An 18,445-nucleotide genomic window follows, 5' to 3' on the forward strand; every position below is an offset into this window, starting at 1 on the left:
CTCTTGCCGTCACCCTGCCCAGTACAGGAGTCCGCCATGAGTTTCGGCATCGATCACCCGCTCGTCGCCGTCGGCGATCTCGACCATGCCGCGGCTGCGGCGCGCAAGCTCGGCTTCAACGTCAACGCGCGCCACCAACACCCCTGGGGTACCGACAACCACCTGCTGTTCTTCAGCAACAACTTCATCGAGCTGATCGGTATCGGCCGCCCCGAATGCCTCGACTATCAGGATGACAACGGCTTCCAGTTCGGGCGCCTGATCGAGGCACGGCTGGCCAGCGTCGGCGACGGTATCGCCATGCTCGCCCTCGACAGCGACAGCATTCAGCGCGACCACGCGCTGGTTGCCTCGCGCGGCTTCGCCGACGCACGTCCGATCATCTTCCGCCGCCAGGCGCATCTGCCCAGTGGCGGCGACACCGAAGTGAGCGTCGCGCTGGACATCCTGCACGACGTCGAGCGGCCGTTCCTGACCCAGTTCCTGTGCCAGCAGCTGCGCCCGGAGCTGTTTCGCATCGACCCGACGCTGGAGAGCCACCCCAACGGCGCCACCTCGATCACCGATGTCTGGTATGTCAGCGACGACCCCACCCACGATATCGGCCACTTCGCGCGCATCCATGGCTGCGAGGCGATTCGCGGCGACGCCCGCCACTACGTCATCCATACCCACAAAGGCGACTGTCATCTGCTCGATCCGGCTACCCTAGAGGCGACCTTTCCGCTGCTGGGCGAACTCGACCCCCAGCCGCCCCGCGCCGTGGCGTTGTCCCTGGCGTGTCGTGATCTAGATGCGACCCAGGCGGCGTGGGAGGCGGACGGCGTCGAGTACCACGCTCAGGGCGTCAACCAGGCCGACATCGCGCCCCAGGCGCTGGGCACGCTGCTGCGCTTCGTCCAGCATTGAGGGCGACGCCGGGTAGCGTAAGGAACCTGGCGCTTCAGCGCCGTGGGTCGTCGTGACGAAAGGCGTGCATCCAGGCGCTCAGATGGCGCAGCAGCTTGAGACTCGCCAGCGGCTGGCGCCGCCCGACCCGGGTGATCATGTGCGCCTGGGAGTGCTGAAACGACGCGCAGGCGACCCGCCGTGCAACCACGCTCTGGCTGTCGAGCTCATCCGCCACCGCAAAGCTGGGCAACAGGGTGACCGCCATGCCGGCTACCACCGCGCGCCGCAGTACCGCCATGGAGTTGGTCTCCATCGCCACCCGCGGGCGCAGCCGTGCCTGCTGGAAGGCTTCGTCGACCAGCCGGCGTACGCCGTGTCCGACTTTCCACAGTGCCATCGGCGCCTCGCTCAGGGTCTCCAGCGAGAGCGGCTCGGGGAGCGTGGCCAGCGCGTGGTCGCGGGGGCAGATCGCCAGCAGCGGTTGGCCGCTGGAGACCCAGAAGCGAATCTGGGGATGGACTCGCTCGTGGAACATCAGCCCGATATGCGCGCGGTCTTCCACCACCGACTCGATGATCTCGTCGGTGCCGGCCTGCTGGATATCCAGGCGTACGCCGCGGTAGCGCTCGGCGAAGGCCTTGAGCGGGGCGGCGATCAGATCGTCGATGAAGCCCTCACCCACCACCAGCGAGATGGTGCCGGTCTCCAGGCGCTGATGCGCCTCCAGGCTGGCGATGAACTGCTCGTCCAGCGCACCGCGCTGGCGGCAGTAGTCGAGCACCATCTCGCCCACCGCGGTGGGGCGAATGCCGCGCGGCGTACGCTCGAGCAGCGGCGCTTCGAAGGCGGTTTCGAGCAGTGAGATCTGGCGGCTCACCGCCGAGGGCGCGATATCGAGCCGCGCGGCAGCCTTGCGCAGCGAGCCGGACTCGACCGTGACGCGAAAATAGACCAGCCGCTGATGGGGAATGTCCATGGCGTATCATGGGCGCCGGGCGCGCCGCTCGTCTCGTATGGTGGAGTGCCGAGGTCAGTGTTGCCTCGATTAGGACACCTGCAGGCACTGTGCGTCAACGCCCGAGGTGCGCTGCCCCCGGTCGGGCACATCTCGCTTTTCGCGTAGAGTGCTGGCATGGTGAACGCTGCCGATGTCAGGTCTATCGGGCCGGACGCAGCGCGCGACTGTCATCATCCGCGCCCTTTATCTTTACACCCCCGTTTTCCGCATGGAGCCACGCATCCGATGTTCATCGCCATGAACCGTTTCCGCGTCAATCCCGAGCGCACCGAGGAGTTCGAGACCCTGTGGCTCGAACGCGAAACCCATCTTCAGGGACTGCCGGGATTCGTCGAGTTCCATATGCTACGCGGCCCCGCCGAGGAGGATCATGTGCTCTACGCCTCTCACACCGTCTGGCGCTCGCGGGCCGACTTCGAGGCCTGGACCCACTCGGAAGCGTTCCGCGCCGCCCACGCCAACGCCGGCCAGAGCCGCCGCGAGGGGCTCTATCTGGGCCCGCCCAAGTTCGAGGGTTTCGAGGTGATCCAGACCCTCGGCGCCGACTGACGCCAGCGGCCAGCGTGATGCCTATGTCATCGGCGCCCACGCGCCGGACTCACGCCCGGGCCCGAACGCCCAGTGCCTGGGCGCTAGCCCTGGTGATCCTGCTGGGTGCGATCGCCCCCACCGCCCCACTGCTCGCCGCCGAGCCGCCAACGGCCCAGCGCGCGCTCGACAAGGCCGAGCAGCTGGAGCAGCGGGTGGTCGAGAACACGCGCGCCAGCCCGGCGCCTCCGGCGCTGCGGGTCACGCCCGAGGGCGCACTTGCGGTCGATCCGCGCGGCCAGGCTCCGCTGGATGACGCGCTCACCTGCCTGGCGCGGTCGATCTACTGGGAGGCCAAGGGTGCGGGCGTGGTGGAGATGGAGGCGGTGGCCAACGTGGTGATGAACCGGCTGGGCAATCCGGCCTTTCCACCGACCCTGTGCGGCGTGGTACAGCAGGGCTCGGAGACCGGCAGCTGCCAGTTCTCTTGGTGGTGCGATGGCCGCCCCGACGAGGCGCGTGAGCCGCTGGAGTATGCCGCGGCACGCGAGATCGCACGTCGCGCGCTCAATGGTACGCTCAAGGATCGCACCCACGGCGCCGTGTTCTTCCACCAGCGCAGCATCACACCGTCCTGGGCCTCACACATGGTCAAGACGGCGCAGACCCGCGAATTCGATTTCTATCGCCTCCCCGGTTGACCCCGGCGAGCCACGCGAGGAGGCAGCGCACATGTCCAAGGCATGGATGGAACCGAGCAGCGACACCCTGTGGCCAACCCTGGTCGAATCCGCGCGCAGCGCTGCCAGGCGCAATCCGCTGCTGACCTCGCTCTACCGCCGCTGCCTGCTCGAAGTCGATGATCTCGCCGGCGCCCTGGTCGAGATTGTCAGCGAAGACCTAGCCACCGTCGAGGTGGCTTTCGCCGAGTGTCATGCCGCGGTGGCGGCGTGCCTCGCCGCCCACCCCGAGATCGCCACGGCCGCGGCGCGCGATCTGCTGGTGCTGCTGCGCGAGGATGCCGCGATTCCCGAGCCCTTCACCCCGCTGCTGTTCTTCCCCGGCTATCGTGCGCTGCAGTGCCATCGCGTCGCCCACGCCTGGTGGCGGGCGGGCCTCACCGATCTCGCCAGCTTCGCCCAGTATCGCGCCGCCCACGCCTTCGCTGCCGATATCCACCCGGCGGCGCAGCTGGGCGCGGGGCTGTTCATCGACCACGGAGCGGGCATCGTGATCGGCGAAACCGCGGTGGTCGAGGACGATGTCACCCTGTTCCACGGCGTCACCCTGGGCGGCACCGGCAAGCTGAGCGGGGACCGTCACCCCAAGATTCGCCGCGGCGCCTTCCTCGGTGCCGGCTGCTGCGTACTCGGTAACATCGAGGTGGGTGAGCGGGCACGCATCGGCGCCGGTGCCGTGGTCACCCGCCCGGTGGCGGCCGACAGCACGGTGCTGGGGCCGCGTGCCGCGCCGCGCTGAGCCGGCGCCGCCGGTGCCCGCCGACCCGACCTGGGCTTTCCGCCCCTGCACCCCGGCGCTGCGCGAGGATCTGGCCTGCCTCAGCGCGCCCTGGCTGCGCGATATCGCCTGGCTGTTGCACGCTCCTGACATGGCACGCCTGAACGTGTCCGGCCGCCCCACCCTGACCGAGCTCGGCCTGGCGGACGATACCGCTCGGCGGCGCTGGCTGGCAGCGTTGGCACCGCGACGGGAGGCGTTCCTGCAGCATCTCGATCAGCGCCGCTCGCAGCGTCTGGGCATCTACCACGAAGCACTGTGGCAGTGGATCCTCGGTGCAGCACCGCATAGCACGCTGCTAGGCCACAACCTGACCCTGCGCGACGGCAAGCGAATCACTGGTGAGCTAGACCTGCTCTATCGCTATCGCGGCGTCGAGCCGGCGACGATCGAGCACGCCGAACTGGCGATCAAATTCTTCCTCGGGTTGGAACGGGGGCCAGGAGATCGCCACGACGCCGCTCGCTGGATCGGCACCGGCAGCTTCGACTCGCTGGCGATCAAGTGCCACCGGCTGGCGCAGCGCCAGCTGCCCGCCGCCCGCGATGAGCCCGGGCAAGCCGTGCGCGAGGCCTTGGTGCCAAGCGCCGCGCTGCACCAGCGCATCATCATGCCGGGGTTCCTCTACCACCCCTGGGACCAGCGTCTAGCCCTGCCCGACCTGGCCAATCCGGATGTCTATCAGGGCCTGTGGTGTCACCAGCGGGCATGGCCGACGCTATGTGCGGCGTTACCAACGGCGACCCGCGGCCAGGTGCTGCTGAAGCCGCACTGGCTGGCACCGCCGCGTGGCGCCGGCCTCGCGCTGGCCGCGCTGGGGCAACTGCTGGAACGTCACTTCGCCACCACCCCGTCGCCGCTGCACCTGCGCCTGACGTTGCCGGACGGGCGTAGCTGCCGCCTGTTCGTGGTCATGGATGGCTGGCCGCCGGCGCTGCCGCTGCCACCCCGCGACGCGCCCAGCGCGCATTGAGCCATAGCGTGGCGAGTAGAATCGCCGCCCCTGCACTCAGGCGCAGCAGATCGGCATCGCGGTTCCAGATCACCAGATTGACCATCAGCCCGGCAGGGATCAGCGCGTTGTTCATGATCGCCAGGGTGCCGGCATCGACCCGACAGGCGCCCTTGTTCCAGAGGAAATAGCCGAGCCCCGACGCCACGACCCCGAGCCAACCGAGTACGCCCCACTGCAGCCCGGTGGTGGGCAGCTTATGGGCGTCGCCGAGCAGCAGGAACGCCGGCAGCGCCACACACAGCGCGCCGAGGTAGAACCAGCCGAAGAGATGGCGATGGGCGACGCCGGCAGGCAGCCCGCGGGCCAGATGGCGGTAGCCGACCTGCCCCAGAGCGAAGCAGACATTGGCTCCCTGCACGACCAGAAAGCCCAGCCAGTAGCCGGCATTGACGCCGTCGTAACGGATCACCGCCGCCCCGGCCACGGCCAGCGCCGCCATCAGCAGATAGCGCGGCGAGAAGCGCCGCGCCAGGAGGTCATCGATCAGAGTGATGTAGAGCGGCGTGAAGATGGTGAACAGCAGCACCTCGGGCACGCTCAGCAGCAGGAAGGCGTGATAGAAGAACAGGTACATCACGCCGAGCTGCAGCGCGCCGACACTCATCAGCCCCAGACGGCTGGCGCCGGAGATCGCCCGCGGGCGCAGCAGGGGCAGGAAGATCAGCGTCGCCAGCACGATCCGAGTGGCCACGGCGAAGTAGCTATCCACTTGCCCCGAGAGGTAGACACCGATCAGACTGAACGAGAAGGCCCACAGTAGCGTGACGCCGACGAGATACGACATTTAAGGTCAACCTTTTCATGACAGACGAGTTGACAGCCATTATACGGCTGCACACCCTGCTGCCCCAAGTCACACATTTCGCGTTTACCGCCGAGACCGGCGCCGGCTCGCGCACCGGCTGGTCCGGTCACGGCCAGGGCAGCGTACGCGCGGAGGTGGAGGGCGATACGGTACGCTTCCACGAAAGCGGCCACTTCACCCTGGCCGGCCAGCAGCCGGTGACCATGCGCAACCTCTACTGCTGGCGCCTAGCACCCGAGCGCGTGGCGCTCGCCCACGAACGCCGCGGCCGCGAGGCGGCAGTGGCGCTGTTCGACCTGGTCGCCGCCGACGCCGACACCCTGGTGAGCGAGCACCACCACCAGTGTGCCGCTGATGCCTACAGCGCCCGCCTGCACCTGCTTGTCGATGGCTTCGATCTCGCCTGGCGCATTCTGGGCCCGCGCAAGGACGAGACGCTGCACTATCGCTATCGGCTGGCCTGACCGGCCCGATTCACGCCGAGCCCGCGGTGCTCGCGTGAGGGGTGCGAAACCCGCACGCAAAGCCCCCGAAAACGCCAGAGGGCCGGTCGAAACCGGCCCTCTGCGCTTTTTCATACGTTCTTGCTGTCGTTGCCCATCGCGACTCAGCGCGTGGCGATGATCCACACCGCATGGATGATGCCCGGGATATAGCCCAGCAGCGTCAACACGATGTTGATCCAGAACTGCAGGCCCAGACCCACCTGCAGGAATACGCCCACCGGGGGCAGGATGATGGCGAAGATGATACGGATGATATCCATGTAGCCTCCTTTGCCGTGGCCACGTTCGCGCTCTTCAGCGCCAACGCCCACATTGATAGAACAGTCCCTTGCGGCGCCTTTTTCATCACCGCCATCGTCACCGCAGCCGACCGACACGCGACGGCGCCTCGACACTCGTATCGCAGACACTTGGCGTCGATCCGCTCGGCTGCTCACCAGCATAGCTGGCCCTGCGCAATCCTGCTGTCTAACGACGGTGACGAGACGAGGCGCCAGCGTCTCCGACGCTCTCGTCAGCATTCGCGTCAATCCCTTCAGCCCCGCCGTCACGCGGCCGCTGCTTACCCTTTATCTCGGCGGCACCACTCGCCAGCGCCTCGTGATAGCGCTCCCAATCCTCCCAATCGTGCGGCGTGCCGCTGCGCGGGCCATGTTCGGCAGCTTCGCGCGCCCGTGCCCAGGCTTTCTCTTCGAGCGACTGCGGCTTATCCTCCTCCTTGTCCAGCGCAATACCCTGCTTGGCCAGATAATCGCGCGCGTTCATGACACTCTCCTGCCCTGTCGGGCGCTGTCCAATCACTGATGACGTCAACTGAGCGTTGTCCCACCGCCAAATCAGCAACTCTCTTGATTTGGCGATGTCTTTGCAATGACCAACGCTTGCTCGCCTCACCATTATAGATGACGCCATGGCCGATCGAGTTCAAGCCCGCGCCGGGAACACCCACGTGGCGAGCATGGCGCTGGCGGAAAAGGCGCGGATCGACTCCGCAAAATCATCGACAAACAGGCGCGCAAGCTGGAAATCATGCCCAAAGCTCCGCCTTACGTGCCGAAAAGTCCGCTAGTGAGGCAACTGAACGCATACCTTGATTGCAAAGCAGCTACAGTGTGATGGCGTGTTAGCCCACTGGCTATCGCCCCCTATTCTTCCTCAGCACAAAAGGAATTTGGCATGAGAAAATCACTCGCAACCATCGCCTTTGCCGCCCTCACTCTGGGACTCGCCGGTAGTGCCCTGGCCGATAGTGCCGCACTCAAGGATGCCCGGCAGGCCAACCAGGAGCCGTTGGCGCCGGGTTCCGGTGTTACCGCCAGCGGTGAGCAGGATGCCTCCTCCTTCTCCGGCGGCAGCGCTGCCACCAATCAGTCGCTGGACGCAATGGAGTCGGAGACCGACAGTGCGACCAACATCGAAGATTCGAAATCACTCGACGAGATCAACGCCGAAGGGCACAGCGTCGAAGCTGGCGACGCCATCAAGAGCCAGTGACACTCGCCGTGCATCGGTGACGAAAGGGGCCCCTGGGCCCCTTTTTCGTGGTCGCCATTCATCATTGCCCGTTCTTCGAGCGGGATGGCTGCTCGGCCATGAGCTGCCCAGTCATAAGATCGCACCCGCCACCAAGCGCTGAGCGCCGCCGTCCCGGCCCCTCGTGCCGGGGATCGCTTTACGCCATCGAGCGTCGCCAACTATACTGTATATAAATACACCACCAGGTGAGAGACGTCATGATTCTCGCTTTTCCCTCGCCCTACGAGCGGCTGTCACGCCGCGTCTCACGCGCCATCCAGAGCGCCACCTGCCATCGGCGCCAGCAGCTGGTCATCATGCGCCAGCCCGGCGAAACGCAGGACGACTGGTCCCGACTGATGGCACGCCTGGCGCGTGAGGCAGCGGTGAGCGTCATTTCGATCACCGCCGACGACATTCTGCTGAGCTGGCGCGCCCGAGCCACGGAGAGTGCCTGAGTGCGAGTCGGACATCCGTCAGCAGACGGCACTCCTAGCCGCGTTGCGTGATGGCCGCGTGTAGGGCTAACAGTCAACCAGGCAATAGAGAATGGGCGTTGCTATCACTAACTATGTTTGGACAAGTTTGAACGGGTAAAGCGAGGCGTGGCGGGGGCTGCAGGAGAGATGGTGGGCGTGTCTGGACGTGTTTGAACACTGGATTGGAGCGGGTGAAGGGAATCGAACCCTCGTCTTAAGCTTGGGAAGCTTCTGCTCTACCATTGAGCTACACCCGCAAGGCTTTCGATAATAATTCCAATCACTTAGGTTTGGCAAGCGCAGCGCGCAAGAAAGCGTATGCCAGGCTCGGCGGCGGCCCGCTACAGCGGCGTGGTAGATGCGTCTGTGATCCACCGAAGACGACGCGTGTCAGCTCGAGTCCTCGCCCGTCGAGATCGACCTTGGCCGTTGCGATTGACCACGGCCGTCGCGATCGTCCATGGTCGTGGCAGCCGAACGTGATCGCGACTGACTGACATGCAATAAGAGAAAGCCCGAGCGCGCTGCGATAGCGCTCGGGCTTTCAATCAGCATGCGCCTATCCTGCTGAAAGACTGCGGCTCAACCGCATCCTTGGCAATATCGTCCGTGATCGATTCCAGGCTGTATCCCTACTTGCAGAGAATAACGTCAACTTCTAATACTGTCTAATCTAATTGCGTGAAATAACTATAATTTAGATAAGATTTAGATGTTTATATTATTGATGCCGCCATCAGCAAGGGTAAAAAAGACCCGATCCTGAGATCGGGCCGACTAGCGCTGACTCCCTTCCGTACCTACCGGCGGCCTCCTGCCCCCGCATCCCTGGCAAAGCCTCCCTGGCCGGCTCCCGGAGATCCACCCTGATCTCGCCTTCACTATCTTGCGCGCATCCGCAAGCTGCTGAACTCAACCCAGGTTAAACAGGCTTCTACTGAAACGTAGTATTTTGTTAATCGGCAGCTGCGCATTTCACGCTTGCGTGCAAGGTCGACAAGCAGCCGAAAAGAGCAGCCCTCGACTTGAGGTGGCAAAAAATGGGCATAAAAAATCCCCGGACAGAAGACCGGGGATCAAGGATCTACAACGAGCGCTCATATTATCAATTCACGAATGACGGATACAGGTCGATATCGCTCAATTTTGCGTAAGATATCTCTTACAAATCAAGCCAGTCCCGGCAACATCGGCAGTATTCGGCACCCGATGTGGCACCACTGGCGTCGCAGGCTGACGCTATCTGCATGCTGGCGACACCCGCAGGCGAGTCGTGCAGGATGGCCTTCGACGGTGACATGAGTCGATGGCGTCGACTGGGCAGGGCTCGATCAAGCACCAAACGCCGGGTATCAGACCCACCGCTAGCGTTGGTGGCATCAGAGTGGGCGACCGAGAGTCATCTTGGGGAAAGAAGAAAGCGTGGGCAAAAAAAGACCCGGCCCGAAGGCCGGGTAAGTACGCAGGGGATGTCCCCGCGCCATTATCGACTTTCGTGGCGAAACCAAGGGGCTGAATTCACTACCGAAAGAGGTCTAGATCGTCGCCTGACACGACTTCAGCTTGCGCCACAGCGCCTAAGAACGCATTTCCCAACCGCCATGAGCTCATCCGGCGGCAGGGCGCCGCGAGGGCGCTGTGAATCCTTCCCTGGGCGCTACCTTTGCCCTGCCTCCGGCGCCCATCGTCAGAGAGTTTGGGAATGGGCTCTAATCCATCGCCGCTAACGGCTTTCGCCAGCCAGCAGCGCCTTGATCTGCGCCCGCAGCCAGCGACGGAGACGATCTTCGTGGGTGCGCTGATGCCAGGTCTGGATCACCGCCACGTCATCCAGCGCCAAGGGACAGGGGTATACCGCCAATCCCGGTATATGCGCCTCGGCTTGGCGCGCCACGCTCTCCAGACAGGTCAACAGCAGATCACTGTCAACCACCGATAGCGGCGGTGCGAGAAAGCTCGATAGCCCCGCCACCACCCGGCGTGAGCGCCCCATCTCGCGCAGACGCCGGTCGACGAGCCCATCCAAATCACCGGTCAGCGTGGTGACCAGATGCTCACACCTCAGATAGCTATCGAGATCCAGCGTCTTCCCCAGGCGCGGATTGTCGGCCGCCGCCAGTACCACGAACCCCTCGGCATGGACCCGCTGCTGGTAGTAGCTGGCCGGCAGGTCTGCATAGAAGCCCGCGATGGCGATATCGCACTCGCCGCTCTCCAGCTCGGCCCGCGGCAGGCGCCCGCGGGTATTGTGGGTCACCAGTTGCAGACGCGGCGCCTCGCGCCGGATCAGCGGCAGTAGTCGCGGCAGCAGTAGCTGCTCCATGTAGTCGGTGGTATAGAGATGCACCCGGTCGTCTCGGGTGAGAAAGTCACTGCCCTCACAGAAGTCGAAGAAGCTCTCCAGCCCGGCCACCAGTTGCTGGACCCGCGGCGCGAGTTCATGGGCACGAGGCGTCGGCGTCAGCCCCCGCGGCGCCCGCACGAACAGCGCGTCGCCGAAGTCGTGGCGCAGCCGGGCCAGCTTGTGACTCAGCGCCGGCTGGCTAAGGCCCAGGCGCATCGCGGCCGCAGAGACGCTGCCCTCGGTGTAGAGCACGTGGAACGTGAGCAGCAGGTTGAGATCCTTGCCCGCAATATTCATATATCGAATGCCTGATATCTAAAAACGTCATTTCCCGAATATTACGCCAGCGCCTACCTTGGTACCCAGTAGCCGCCACGTGATCGGCGGCGCCAGACTAGAATGGGTCGAGAGACCCTTCAGCCATCCGCAAGGAGCCCTTCATGTCCCCGCGTATTCTCATCGTTCTGACCTCCCACGACCGCCTCGGCGACACCGGTGAAAAGACCGGCTTCTGGCTCGAAGAGCTGGCCGCGCCCTACTACGCCTTCAAGGATGCCGGGGCCGAACTCACCCTCGCCTCACCCAAGGGTGGCCAGCCGCCGCTCGACCCCAAGAGTGACGCCGAGGAGAGCCAGACCGAGGCGACCCGCCGCTTCCAGCAGGACGACGCGGCCAAGGCGCAGCTCGCCCACACCCAGCGCCTGTCCGAGGTGAGCGCCGACGACTTCGACGCTGTCTTCTATCCCGGTGGCCATGGCCCGCTGTGGGACCTGGTCGATGACGCCGACTCGATCCGCCTGATCGAAACCTTCTGGGCCCAGCATAAGCCGGTGGCGGCGGTGTGCCACGCGCCCATCGTGCTGATCCACGCCAAGGATGCCGAGGGCCAGCCGCTGGTCAAGGGGCGCGAGGTGACCGGCTTCACCAATGGCGAGGAGGCCGCGGTCGGGCTGACCGAGATCGTGCCGCAGCTGGTCGAAGAGGCGCTGATCGCCAGCGGCGGTCGCTACTCCAAGACCGACGACTTCGCGCCCTATACCCGCCAGGATGGGCGCCTGATCACCGGTCAGAACCCGCCCTCCTCGGCGCCCGTCGCCGAGTGCCTGCTTGACGCCCTGCGCGGCTGAGACAAGCGCCACCCGGGCTCTCCTCGGACACCCTCACGTCCCGTGCAACCCCCGCAGACCGGCCTCGTGCCGGTCTTTTCGTGTGTGGCCGATGACTCTGGGATGTCAGCCGCCAAGCCACCCACGCCCTGCGATGTCGCCTCCTAACATCTAGGCCAATGACGCTTCGACCAACCATAAATGCGTCACACATTCCCAAAAGAAATCCATAGAATAAAAAACATGAATTTTATTCATTGGTGAATTTTCCTTAAGCTTTGCCTCGAGCTCGCCATTACCGCGCGATCTCCTTCTCGCTGCTTTTCATCAATGGGGACGCTGATGTCGCGACATAGCACTGCCTGGAAAACCAACCTGTGGGTCGCGGGGTCGGGGTCTTTCATCAATATCGTCGCCATGACGATCATGCTGCCCTTTCTGCCCCACTACCTCGCCAGCCTCGGTGAGCATTCGCCAGAAGGGACCTGGATCTGGTCCAGCCTGGTGTACGCGGCAACCTTTATCAGCGCCGCACTCTTCGCACCGCTCTGGGGGCACCTGTCCGACCGTTACGGCTGCAAGATCAACCTGGTCCGCGCCAGCGTCGGGATGCTGATCTGCATGACCCTGATGGGGGCGGCGACCAGCGCCTGGCAGATGCTCGTGCTGCGGCTGCTGGCCGGCGTGGCCGGCGGCTACACCTCGGGGGCGACCATCCTCATGGCGAAAGAGGCGCCGGGGGCGCGGGCAGGACAGGCCCAGGGTGTGCTCTTCGCCTGTATCCTGGGCGGCAGCCTGGCTGGCCCCATGCTGGGTGGGTTCCTTTCCGCCCACGTCGGTATGCGTGACGTTTTCTTCCTCTCCGGCGGCATGATCCTGCTCAATGTCGTCGCGACCTGCCTGCTGGTCAGGGAAAAGCACCAGCGGCGGGAGTCAAACGCCGAGCAGACGCGCCTCGCTGCGCCTGTCGACTCAAGGATATGGGTCCTGCTGATCGCGACTACGGGTCTGCTGGTGGCCAATCTATCGATCGATCCCATCATATACAGCATCGTCGCCAGCATGGACCATCACCCGCTCGAGACGGCCTCGGCCGCCGGCATCGTGCTGTCCGTCACCGCGCTGGGCAGCCTGCTCTCCGCGCTGGCGCTGGGCCGGCTGGCCGACCGCTATGGCGCCATGCGTATCGCCGCCTGCGGTTTTGCCGCAGGGGCCGTGCTGATCGTGCCCCAGGCCTTCGTGACGAGCGTCTATCTGCTGATGGGTCTGCGCTTCGCGATGGGCCTGGCGCTGGGCGGTGTGCTGCCCTGTCTGAAGTCGGCGCTCAAGCATGCCTATCGCGATGGCCGCAGCCTCGGCCGGATCATGGGCCTGTCGACCTCGTTTCAGTACCTGGGTCAGGTGCTGGGCCCACTGCTGGGGGGACTGGTGGCTGCCAGTTGGGGCACGAGCTACACCTTTCATGTCACGGCTGCGGTGGCTCTAGCCTGTGCGCTGCTGATGACGCTCGGCCTACGCCACTCTAGCGCGTCTGATCCATCGTGATGGGCGGGGGGCGCCAAATGCCAGACATAAAAAAACCGGCCATTGAAGCCGGTTCTTTTCGATTCGTGGCGGAGAGGGAGGGATTATCGGCTCGCTTCGCGAGGCCGCTTGTCGGCGCTCGAACACCAACATCAAACATCAACAACGCGAGCGCCTCGGTGCGAACCGGAGGGTTCTCATCGCCTCCCTCTTCATGGCGCCAGATGCCAGACACAAAAAAACCGGCTATTGAAGCCGGTTCTTTTCGATTCGTGGCGGAGAGGGAGGGATTCGAACCCTCGAAGCCTTTCGACTTACACACTTTCCAGGCGTGCTCCTTCGACCACTCGGACACCTCTCCGCATTGTCATCCTGCTCGTTTCGGCGTTGCCGCTTCGTTCAGAACGGCGCACATCTTATCCGCCTAACCCCGTGATCGCAAGCCATTTTTTCTCTCATCTAGCCTTTTCTGCCTCACTGCCAACGCTCGACGTACGCCTGCGGATCGCGCACCGGCGGTTGAGGGTAGCGGCCACCCGGCTGGCCGAGATAGAGATAGCCGATCAGCTCTTCGTGCTCGCCCAGGCCGAGACCGCGCCATACGGTCTTGTCATGGGCATAGGTACCGGTGCGCCACATCGCCCCCAGCCCCTGCGCGAACGCCGCGTAGAGCATGGCATGCGCGGCGCAACCCGCGGAGATGATCTGCTCGACCGGCGGCACCTTGGGCAGGTCCGGCGTGACGCGCGCGATCACCGCGATGATCATCGGCGCCCGCTTGGGCTTCTTGCGCGCGGCATCTAGAGTGGCATCGTCGATATGCGGATTGGCCTGATAGTCGGAGCGGGCGAACAGCTCACCCAGGCGGTCGAGCCCTTCACCGCTGATCTCGATGAAGCGGTACGGCGTCATTTCCTTGTGATCCGGCGCCCGCAGCGCGGCACGGTAGAGGGCGTCGAGCTGCTCGGCGGTGGGCGCCGGACCGGCCAGTTTGCCCATCGAACGACGCTGATGCAGTAGCGTCATGGCATCCATGTCTGACTCCTCTGAGACATCGTTGGTAACACGCAAAGGGTCGCTCGACTCTACGACAAAAGCGTCACTGTCGCAGCAGACGTGGCGGCAATGCCGGCACCCAGCCCGGCGTGGCCCGCCAGGGGTTGATATCGAGCCCGCCGCGACGCACGTAACGCGCCATCACCAGCAGCCGCTCGGGGCGGCAACGTGCCATCAGATCGACGAAGATGTGTTCGACGCAGTGCTCGTGAAAATCCTGGTGCTGGCGGTAGGAGATGAGATAGCGCAGCAGCGACGCGCGCTCGATCCGCGGCCCGCGGTACTGAACCAGCACGCTGCCCCAGTCGGGCTGGCCGGTCACCGGGCAGTTGGACTTGAGCAGGTGCGAGTGCAGCGTCTCTTCGACGATATCGTCCTCGTCGCAGGCGAGCAGCTCCGGCGCCGGCGTGTAGCGGTCGATTTCGACCTCGAGCTCGTCGATCCCTTCGCCAGGCAGCGGCGCCGGCGCGAATGCGGTGTCATCGACACCGAACAGCTCCACCGTGACCTCACCACCCGCCGCCGCGCTCAGATCGCGCACCAGCGTCTCGATCACCTGATCGCGACCGCTGAAGGTGGTCTGATTGAAACTATTGAGATAGAGCTTCCACGACTTGGATTCGATCAGGCAGGGCGAATCCGCCGGCAGGCGGAAGCGCGCCACCGCGACCACCGGCTTGCCGCGCGGGTCGAGCCAGGAGAGCTCGAAGGCCCACCACTCGTCACCGCCGACGAACGGCAGTGACGTGGCCTCGATCCCCAGCGGCGCCCGATTGGCGGCACGCTCGATGGGGAACAGCAAGGCGGCATCGTAGCGCTCGGGATAGGCGGACTCGCGACCCAGCGGCGCATCAGCGAGGGTCTCCGGGCGCGGTGTGCTCATGAGCGAATCCCCTTGCCGCGGTTGAGCATCCACAGTGCCAGGCACCAGAACACGACGATGAACGCGGCGATGGCGATCAGCGCCCCGCTCACCGGAATGTCGGAGATGCCCAGAATGCCGTAGCGGAAGGCGTTAACCATGTAGAGGATCGGGTTGACCATGGTCACCTTCTGCCAGAACTCCGGCAGCAGGTCGATCGAGTAGAACACGCCCCCCAGATAGGTCAGCGGCGTCAGCACGAAGATCGGGATGATCGAGATATCGTCGAACTTCTTGGCCAGCAGCGCATTGATGAAGCCGCCGATCGAGAACAGCAAGGCGGTCATGACCACCACCATCAGGGTCAAGAACGGATGATGCAGATCGAGATGGGTAAAGAACAGCGAGACCAGCGTCACGATCAACCCGACGCCGAGCCCGCGCGCCGCACCACCGATCACGAAGCCGCCCAGAATGACCCAGTTGGGCATCGGCGAGACCATCATCTCCTCGACACTGCGCTGGAACTTGTTGGAGAAGAACGATGACGCCACGTTGGAGTAGCTGTTGGTGATCACCGACATCATGATCAGGCCCGGCACGATGTAGGACATGTAGGAGATGCCGTGCATCTCGCCCACACGTGACCCGATCAGGTTGCCGAAGATGATGAAGTACATGGTCATGGTGATGGAGGGCGGCACCAGGGTCTGGGGCCAGATCCGCACGAAGCGGCGCACCTCTTTCACCACCATGGTCCAGAGCGAAATCAGCAGTTGCCGGGTATTCAAGATGCCGTCTCCTTGGCCGGTGTCGAAGTGGCGCTGTCGATGCCGCTGCCGGCATCCGGCGGCGAGGTCATCGAAACGAACAGCTCTTCCAGACGATTGGCCCGGTTACGCATGGACAGCACGCGCACGCCCTGACGGGTCAATTGCTGGAAGGCATCGTTGAGATCGGTGCCCTTGCGCACGGAAAGTGCCAGCTGGTGCGAGTCGACCCGCTCGACCTCGAAGCCTTCCACCTGGGGGGCGGCCTCCAGCGGCTCGGCAAGATCGAGCAGGAAGGTCTCGGTGTCGAGCTCGGTCAGCAGGCCGCGCATCGAGGTATTCTTGATGATCTCGCCCCGGTTGATGATGGCGATATTGCGGCACAGGCTCTCGGCTTCCTCGAGATAGTGCGTGGTCAGGATGATCGAGGTGCCCTCCTCCTCGTTGATCCGGCGCATGTACTCCCACATGCTGCGGCGCAGCTCGATATCGACCCCGGCGGTGGGCTCGTCGAGAATTAGCAGGCGCGGACGGTGAATCAGGGCACGCGCGATCATCAGCCGGCGTTTCATCCCGCCGGAGAGCATGCGCGCGGCACCGTTGCGCTTGTCCCACAGGCCGAGATCCTTGAGCAGACGCTCACAGCGCGGCTTGGCCTCCTTCATCGGCATGCCGTAGTAGCCCGCCTGGGTGAGGATGATGTCCTCAACCTTCTCGAACTGGCTGAAGTTGAACTCCTGCGGCACCACGCCGAGGTTGTATTTCGCCTTGGCGAAGTCATGGTCGATATCGATACCGAAGATCTTCACCTGGCCCGCGCTCTTCTGCACCAGTGAGCAGACGATGCCCAGGGTGGTGGACTTGCCCGCGCCGTTGGGGCCGAGCAGCGCGAAAAAATCGCCCTGCTCGACATCGAGATCGATGCCTTTGAGGGCTTCGAATCCATTACCGTAGACTTTGGTCAGCCCGCGGATGGACAGTGCCGGTTCTGCCATCAGGGATTCCTGTCGAGTACGTAGAAGAAGAAGTGCCGCCACATATGGGGCCGATCGATGGAAAATCAATCTTTAGCAGACGAATAGACGCGATGGCCATAACTGTCGCCACTATCGTCAGCGTCACGACGCTACCGTGTCAGCGTAGTCGGGAAGCCAGCCGGCGGCAGCGAGGACGGGAGCATGCTGCGCGATGCGTACCTGGAATTCACAGCCGACGCGATATCATCGAGCCCAGGAGATGGCGACAGACGCCAGCATCTCGGCACGTCGGACGAAGTGAGGAGAGCTATAGATTACGCTTGGGACAACACGAAACTGGAGCGGGAAAGGAGATCGACCGGGCTGGCGTTCCAGCTCACGACCCTCGGCCACGCTTCAAGTACCACGAAACTGGAGCGGGAAAGGAGGTCGACCGGGCTGGCGTTCCAGCTCACGACCCTCGGCCACGCTTCAAGTACCACGAAACTGGAGCGGGAAAGGAGATCGACCGGGCTGGCGTTCCAGCTCACGACCCTCGGCCACGCTTCAAGTACCACGAAACTGGAGCGGGAAAGGAGATTCGAACTCCCGACCCTCGCCTTGGCAAGGCGATGCTCTACCACTGAGCTATTCCCGCTTGTCGAGTCGAAACCAGGCTTCGACAGGATGATCTAGCGATCATCGAAGTGGCGTCCCATAGGGGGTTCGAACCCCTGTTACCGCCGTGAAAGGGCGGTGTCCTGGACCACTAGACGAATGGGACGCAAGACCGATACGTGATAGCCAGACTGAGCCTTCGACCACCTACCGGGTACCACAAAACTGGAGCGGGAAAGGAGATCGATCGGACCGGCGTTCCGGCTCACGACTCTCGATCACACTTCAGGTACTACGAAACTGGAGCGGGAAAGGAGATCGACCGGGCTGGCGTTCCAGCTCACGACCCTCGACCACGCTTCAGATACCACAAAACTGGAGCGGGAAAGGAGATTCGAACTCCCGACCCTCGCCTTGGCAAGGCGATGCTCTACCACTGAGCTATTCCCGCTTGTCGTGTCGAAGACTGGCTTCGACGGGATGATCGAGCGATCATCGAAGTGGCGTCCCATAGGGGGTTCGAACCCCTGTTACCGCCGTGAAAGGGCGGTGTCCTAGACCACTAGACGAATGGGACGCATTGTTGGAGCGGGAAAGGAGATTCGAACTCCCGACCCTCGCCTTGGCAAGGCGATGCTCTACCACTGAGCTATTCCCGCATCCTGACTGACGAACCAGACTGGCTTCGGCAGTATCTTCGAAAGAGTCGAGTGGCGTCCCATAGGGGGTTCGAACCCCTGTTACCGCCGTGAAAGGGCGGTGTCCTAGACCACTAGACGAATGGGACGCAATGTCTCGTCTCCGTCGAGATGGCGCGCATATTACTGAGGCCGCCTAAAGCTGTCAAGCAATTGATTTCACCGCTGTTCGTCGCCACCTAAAACGCGCTGGCGAGAGCGCCGCAAATGGCCTGTAATGCAGACAGGTGACGAGG

At 63.9% G+C, this 18,445-nt stretch carries 19 protein-coding genes and 8 tRNA genes; 10 read left to right on the forward strand and 17 right to left on the reverse strand.

From position 1 onward, the window contains the following. Positions 1-36: 36 nt before the first annotated feature. Positions 37-909 (forward strand): VOC family protein, encoded by an 873-nt coding sequence (locus tag QO259_RS11155; RefSeq protein ID WP_285950040.1) that lies wholly within the window; start codon positions 37-39, stop codon positions 907-909. Between the two features lie 34 nt (positions 910-943). Here QO259_RS11155 and QO259_RS11160 read toward each other — a convergent pair whose 3' ends face one another. After that, positions 944-1,867 carry a LysR family transcriptional regulator gene (locus QO259_RS11160; protein ID WP_285950041.1) on the reverse strand — a complete coding sequence of 308 codons (924 nt, stop codon included), beginning with the start codon at positions 1,865-1,867 and terminating at the stop codon, positions 944-946. Between the two features lie 267 nt (positions 1,868-2,134). Here QO259_RS11160 and hmuQ point away from each other — a divergent pair, with 267 nt between their 5' ends. From hmuQ to QO259_RS11180, 4 genes are read left to right on the forward strand one after another with little or no spacing between them, the layout of a single operon-like run. Then, complete coding sequence (gene hmuQ / locus QO259_RS11165) at positions 2,135-2,458, forward strand: heme-degrading protein HmuQ (protein ID WP_035471144.1); 324 nt, start codon at positions 2,135-2,137, stop codon at positions 2,456-2,458. Positions 2,459-2,481: 23 nt separating this feature from the next. Continuing rightward, positions 2,482-3,138 (forward strand): cell wall hydrolase, encoded by a 657-nt coding sequence (locus QO259_RS11170; protein WP_285950042.1) that lies wholly within the window; start codon positions 2,482-2,484, stop codon positions 3,136-3,138. Positions 3,139-3,169: 31 nt separating this feature from the next. Next, a complete protein-coding gene (gene epsC / locus QO259_RS11175; protein ID WP_285950043.1) occupies positions 3,170-3,916 on the forward strand; it encodes a serine O-acetyltransferase EpsC in 747 nt (248 codons plus the stop codon). Continuing rightward, positions 3,900-4,928 carry a DUF1853 family protein gene (locus QO259_RS11180; protein ID WP_285950044.1) on the forward strand — a complete coding sequence of 343 codons (1,029 nt, stop codon included), beginning with the start codon at positions 3,900-3,902 and terminating at the stop codon, positions 4,926-4,928. The genes epsC and QO259_RS11180 overlap by 17 nt, the downstream gene beginning before the upstream one ends. Here QO259_RS11180 and QO259_RS11185 read toward each other — a convergent pair. After that, on the reverse strand, positions 4,867-5,754 hold the full coding sequence (locus QO259_RS11185; RefSeq protein ID WP_207036951.1) for an EamA family transporter: 888 nt from the start codon (positions 5,752-5,754) through the stop codon (positions 4,867-4,869). The two genes, QO259_RS11180 and QO259_RS11185, sit on opposite strands and share 62 nt — an antisense overlap. A 29-nt stretch (positions 5,755-5,783) precedes the next feature. Between QO259_RS11185 and QO259_RS11190 the strand changes: the two genes are divergently transcribed. Next, a complete protein-coding gene (locus QO259_RS11190; protein WP_285950045.1) occupies positions 5,784-6,239 on the forward strand; it encodes a DUF6314 family protein in 456 nt (151 codons plus the stop codon). Between the two features lie 143 nt (positions 6,240-6,382). On the opposite strand, the gene QO259_RS11195 is transcribed toward QO259_RS11190, so the two are convergent. Together QO259_RS11195 and QO259_RS11200 are read right to left on the reverse strand one after the other, a co-directional pair. After that, positions 6,383-6,541 carry a YqaE/Pmp3 family membrane protein gene (locus QO259_RS11195; RefSeq protein WP_035471155.1) on the reverse strand — a complete coding sequence of 53 codons (159 nt, stop codon included), beginning with the start codon at positions 6,539-6,541 and terminating at the stop codon, positions 6,383-6,385. 208 nt (positions 6,542-6,749) lie between these two features. Then, a complete protein-coding gene (locus tag QO259_RS11200) occupies positions 6,750-7,046 on the reverse strand; it encodes a hypothetical protein (RefSeq protein WP_285950046.1) in 297 nt (98 codons plus the stop codon). Positions 7,047-7,457: 411 nt separating this feature from the next. Between QO259_RS11200 and QO259_RS11205 the strand changes: the two genes are divergently transcribed. Both QO259_RS11205 and QO259_RS11210 read left to right on the forward strand, forming a co-directional pair. Continuing rightward, a complete protein-coding gene (locus QO259_RS11205; RefSeq protein WP_285950047.1) occupies positions 7,458-7,775 on the forward strand; it encodes a hypothetical protein in 318 nt (105 codons plus the stop codon). Positions 7,776-8,014: 239 nt separating this feature from the next. Then, positions 8,015-8,254 (forward strand): DUF1654 domain-containing protein, encoded by a 240-nt coding sequence (locus QO259_RS11210; RefSeq protein ID WP_285950048.1) that lies wholly within the window; start codon positions 8,015-8,017, stop codon positions 8,252-8,254. Between the two features lie 204 nt (positions 8,255-8,458). Here QO259_RS11210 and QO259_RS11215 read toward each other — a convergent pair. Together QO259_RS11215 and QO259_RS11220 are read right to left on the reverse strand one after the other, a co-directional pair. After that, positions 8,459-8,532: transfer RNA gene (locus QO259_RS11215), tRNA-Gly, on the reverse strand. Positions 8,533-9,998: 1,466 nt separating this feature from the next. Beyond that, on the reverse strand, positions 9,999-10,916 hold the full coding sequence (locus QO259_RS11220) for a LysR family transcriptional regulator (protein ID WP_285950049.1): 918 nt from the start codon (positions 10,914-10,916) through the stop codon (positions 9,999-10,001). 143 nt (positions 10,917-11,059) lie between these two features. Between QO259_RS11220 and QO259_RS11225 the strand changes: the two genes are divergently transcribed. Next, positions 11,060-11,746: a type 1 glutamine amidotransferase domain-containing protein gene (locus QO259_RS11225; RefSeq protein WP_285950050.1), complete on the forward strand. Its 687-nt coding sequence runs from the start codon at positions 11,060-11,062 to the stop codon at positions 11,744-11,746. A 309-nt stretch (positions 11,747-12,055) separates the two neighbouring features. Continuing rightward, entirely contained in the window at positions 12,056-13,270 is a 1,215-nt protein-coding gene (locus QO259_RS11230; protein WP_285950051.1) for an MFS transporter, read from the forward strand. Positions 13,271-13,522: 252 nt separating this feature from the next. Here QO259_RS11230 and QO259_RS11235 read toward each other — a convergent pair. From QO259_RS11235 to QO259_RS11285, 11 genes are all read right to left on the reverse strand, one after another. Next, positions 13,523-13,610: transfer RNA gene (locus QO259_RS11235), tRNA-Ser, on the reverse strand. 113 nt (positions 13,611-13,723) lie between these two features. After that, positions 13,724-14,284, reverse strand: a complete 561-nt coding sequence (locus QO259_RS11240) for a nitroreductase family protein (RefSeq protein ID WP_285950052.1) — start codon at positions 14,282-14,284, stop codon at positions 13,724-13,726. 64 nt (positions 14,285-14,348) lie between these two features. After that, complete coding sequence (gene queF / locus QO259_RS11245; RefSeq protein ID WP_285950053.1) at positions 14,349-15,188, reverse strand: NADPH-dependent 7-cyano-7-deazaguanine reductase QueF; 840 nt, start codon at positions 15,186-15,188, stop codon at positions 14,349-14,351. Continuing rightward, positions 15,185-15,958 (reverse strand): ABC transporter permease, encoded by a 774-nt coding sequence (locus tag QO259_RS11250; protein ID WP_035471407.1) that lies wholly within the window; start codon positions 15,956-15,958, stop codon positions 15,185-15,187. The genes queF and QO259_RS11250 overlap by 4 nt, the downstream gene beginning before the upstream one ends. Then, on the reverse strand, positions 15,955-16,932 hold the full coding sequence (locus QO259_RS11255; RefSeq protein WP_051895727.1) for an ABC transporter ATP-binding protein: 978 nt from the start codon (positions 16,930-16,932) through the stop codon (positions 15,955-15,957). The genes QO259_RS11250 and QO259_RS11255 overlap by 4 nt, the downstream gene beginning before the upstream one ends. Positions 16,933-17,476: 544 nt before the next feature. Then, positions 17,477-17,551 (reverse strand) — tRNA-Gly (locus QO259_RS11260). A 50-nt stretch (positions 17,552-17,601) separates the two neighbouring features. Beyond that, positions 17,602-17,677 (reverse strand) — tRNA-Glu (locus QO259_RS11265). Positions 17,678-17,887: 210 nt separating this feature from the next. Beyond that, positions 17,888-17,962: transfer RNA gene (locus QO259_RS11270), tRNA-Gly, on the reverse strand. Positions 17,963-18,012: 50 nt separating this feature from the next. Continuing rightward, positions 18,013-18,088, reverse strand: a tRNA-Glu gene (locus tag QO259_RS11275). Between the two features lie 7 nt (positions 18,089-18,095). Beyond that, positions 18,096-18,170: transfer RNA gene (locus QO259_RS11280), tRNA-Gly, on the reverse strand. 52 nt (positions 18,171-18,222) lie between these two features. Further along, positions 18,223-18,298 (reverse strand) — tRNA-Glu (locus QO259_RS11285). Between the last annotated feature and the right edge of the window lie 147 nt (positions 18,299-18,445).

The sequence above is a fragment of the Salinicola sp. JS01 genome (assembly GCF_030284585.1).
In the GTDB taxonomy this organism is placed as follows: Bacteria; Pseudomonadota; Gammaproteobacteria; order Pseudomonadales; family Halomonadaceae; genus Salinicola.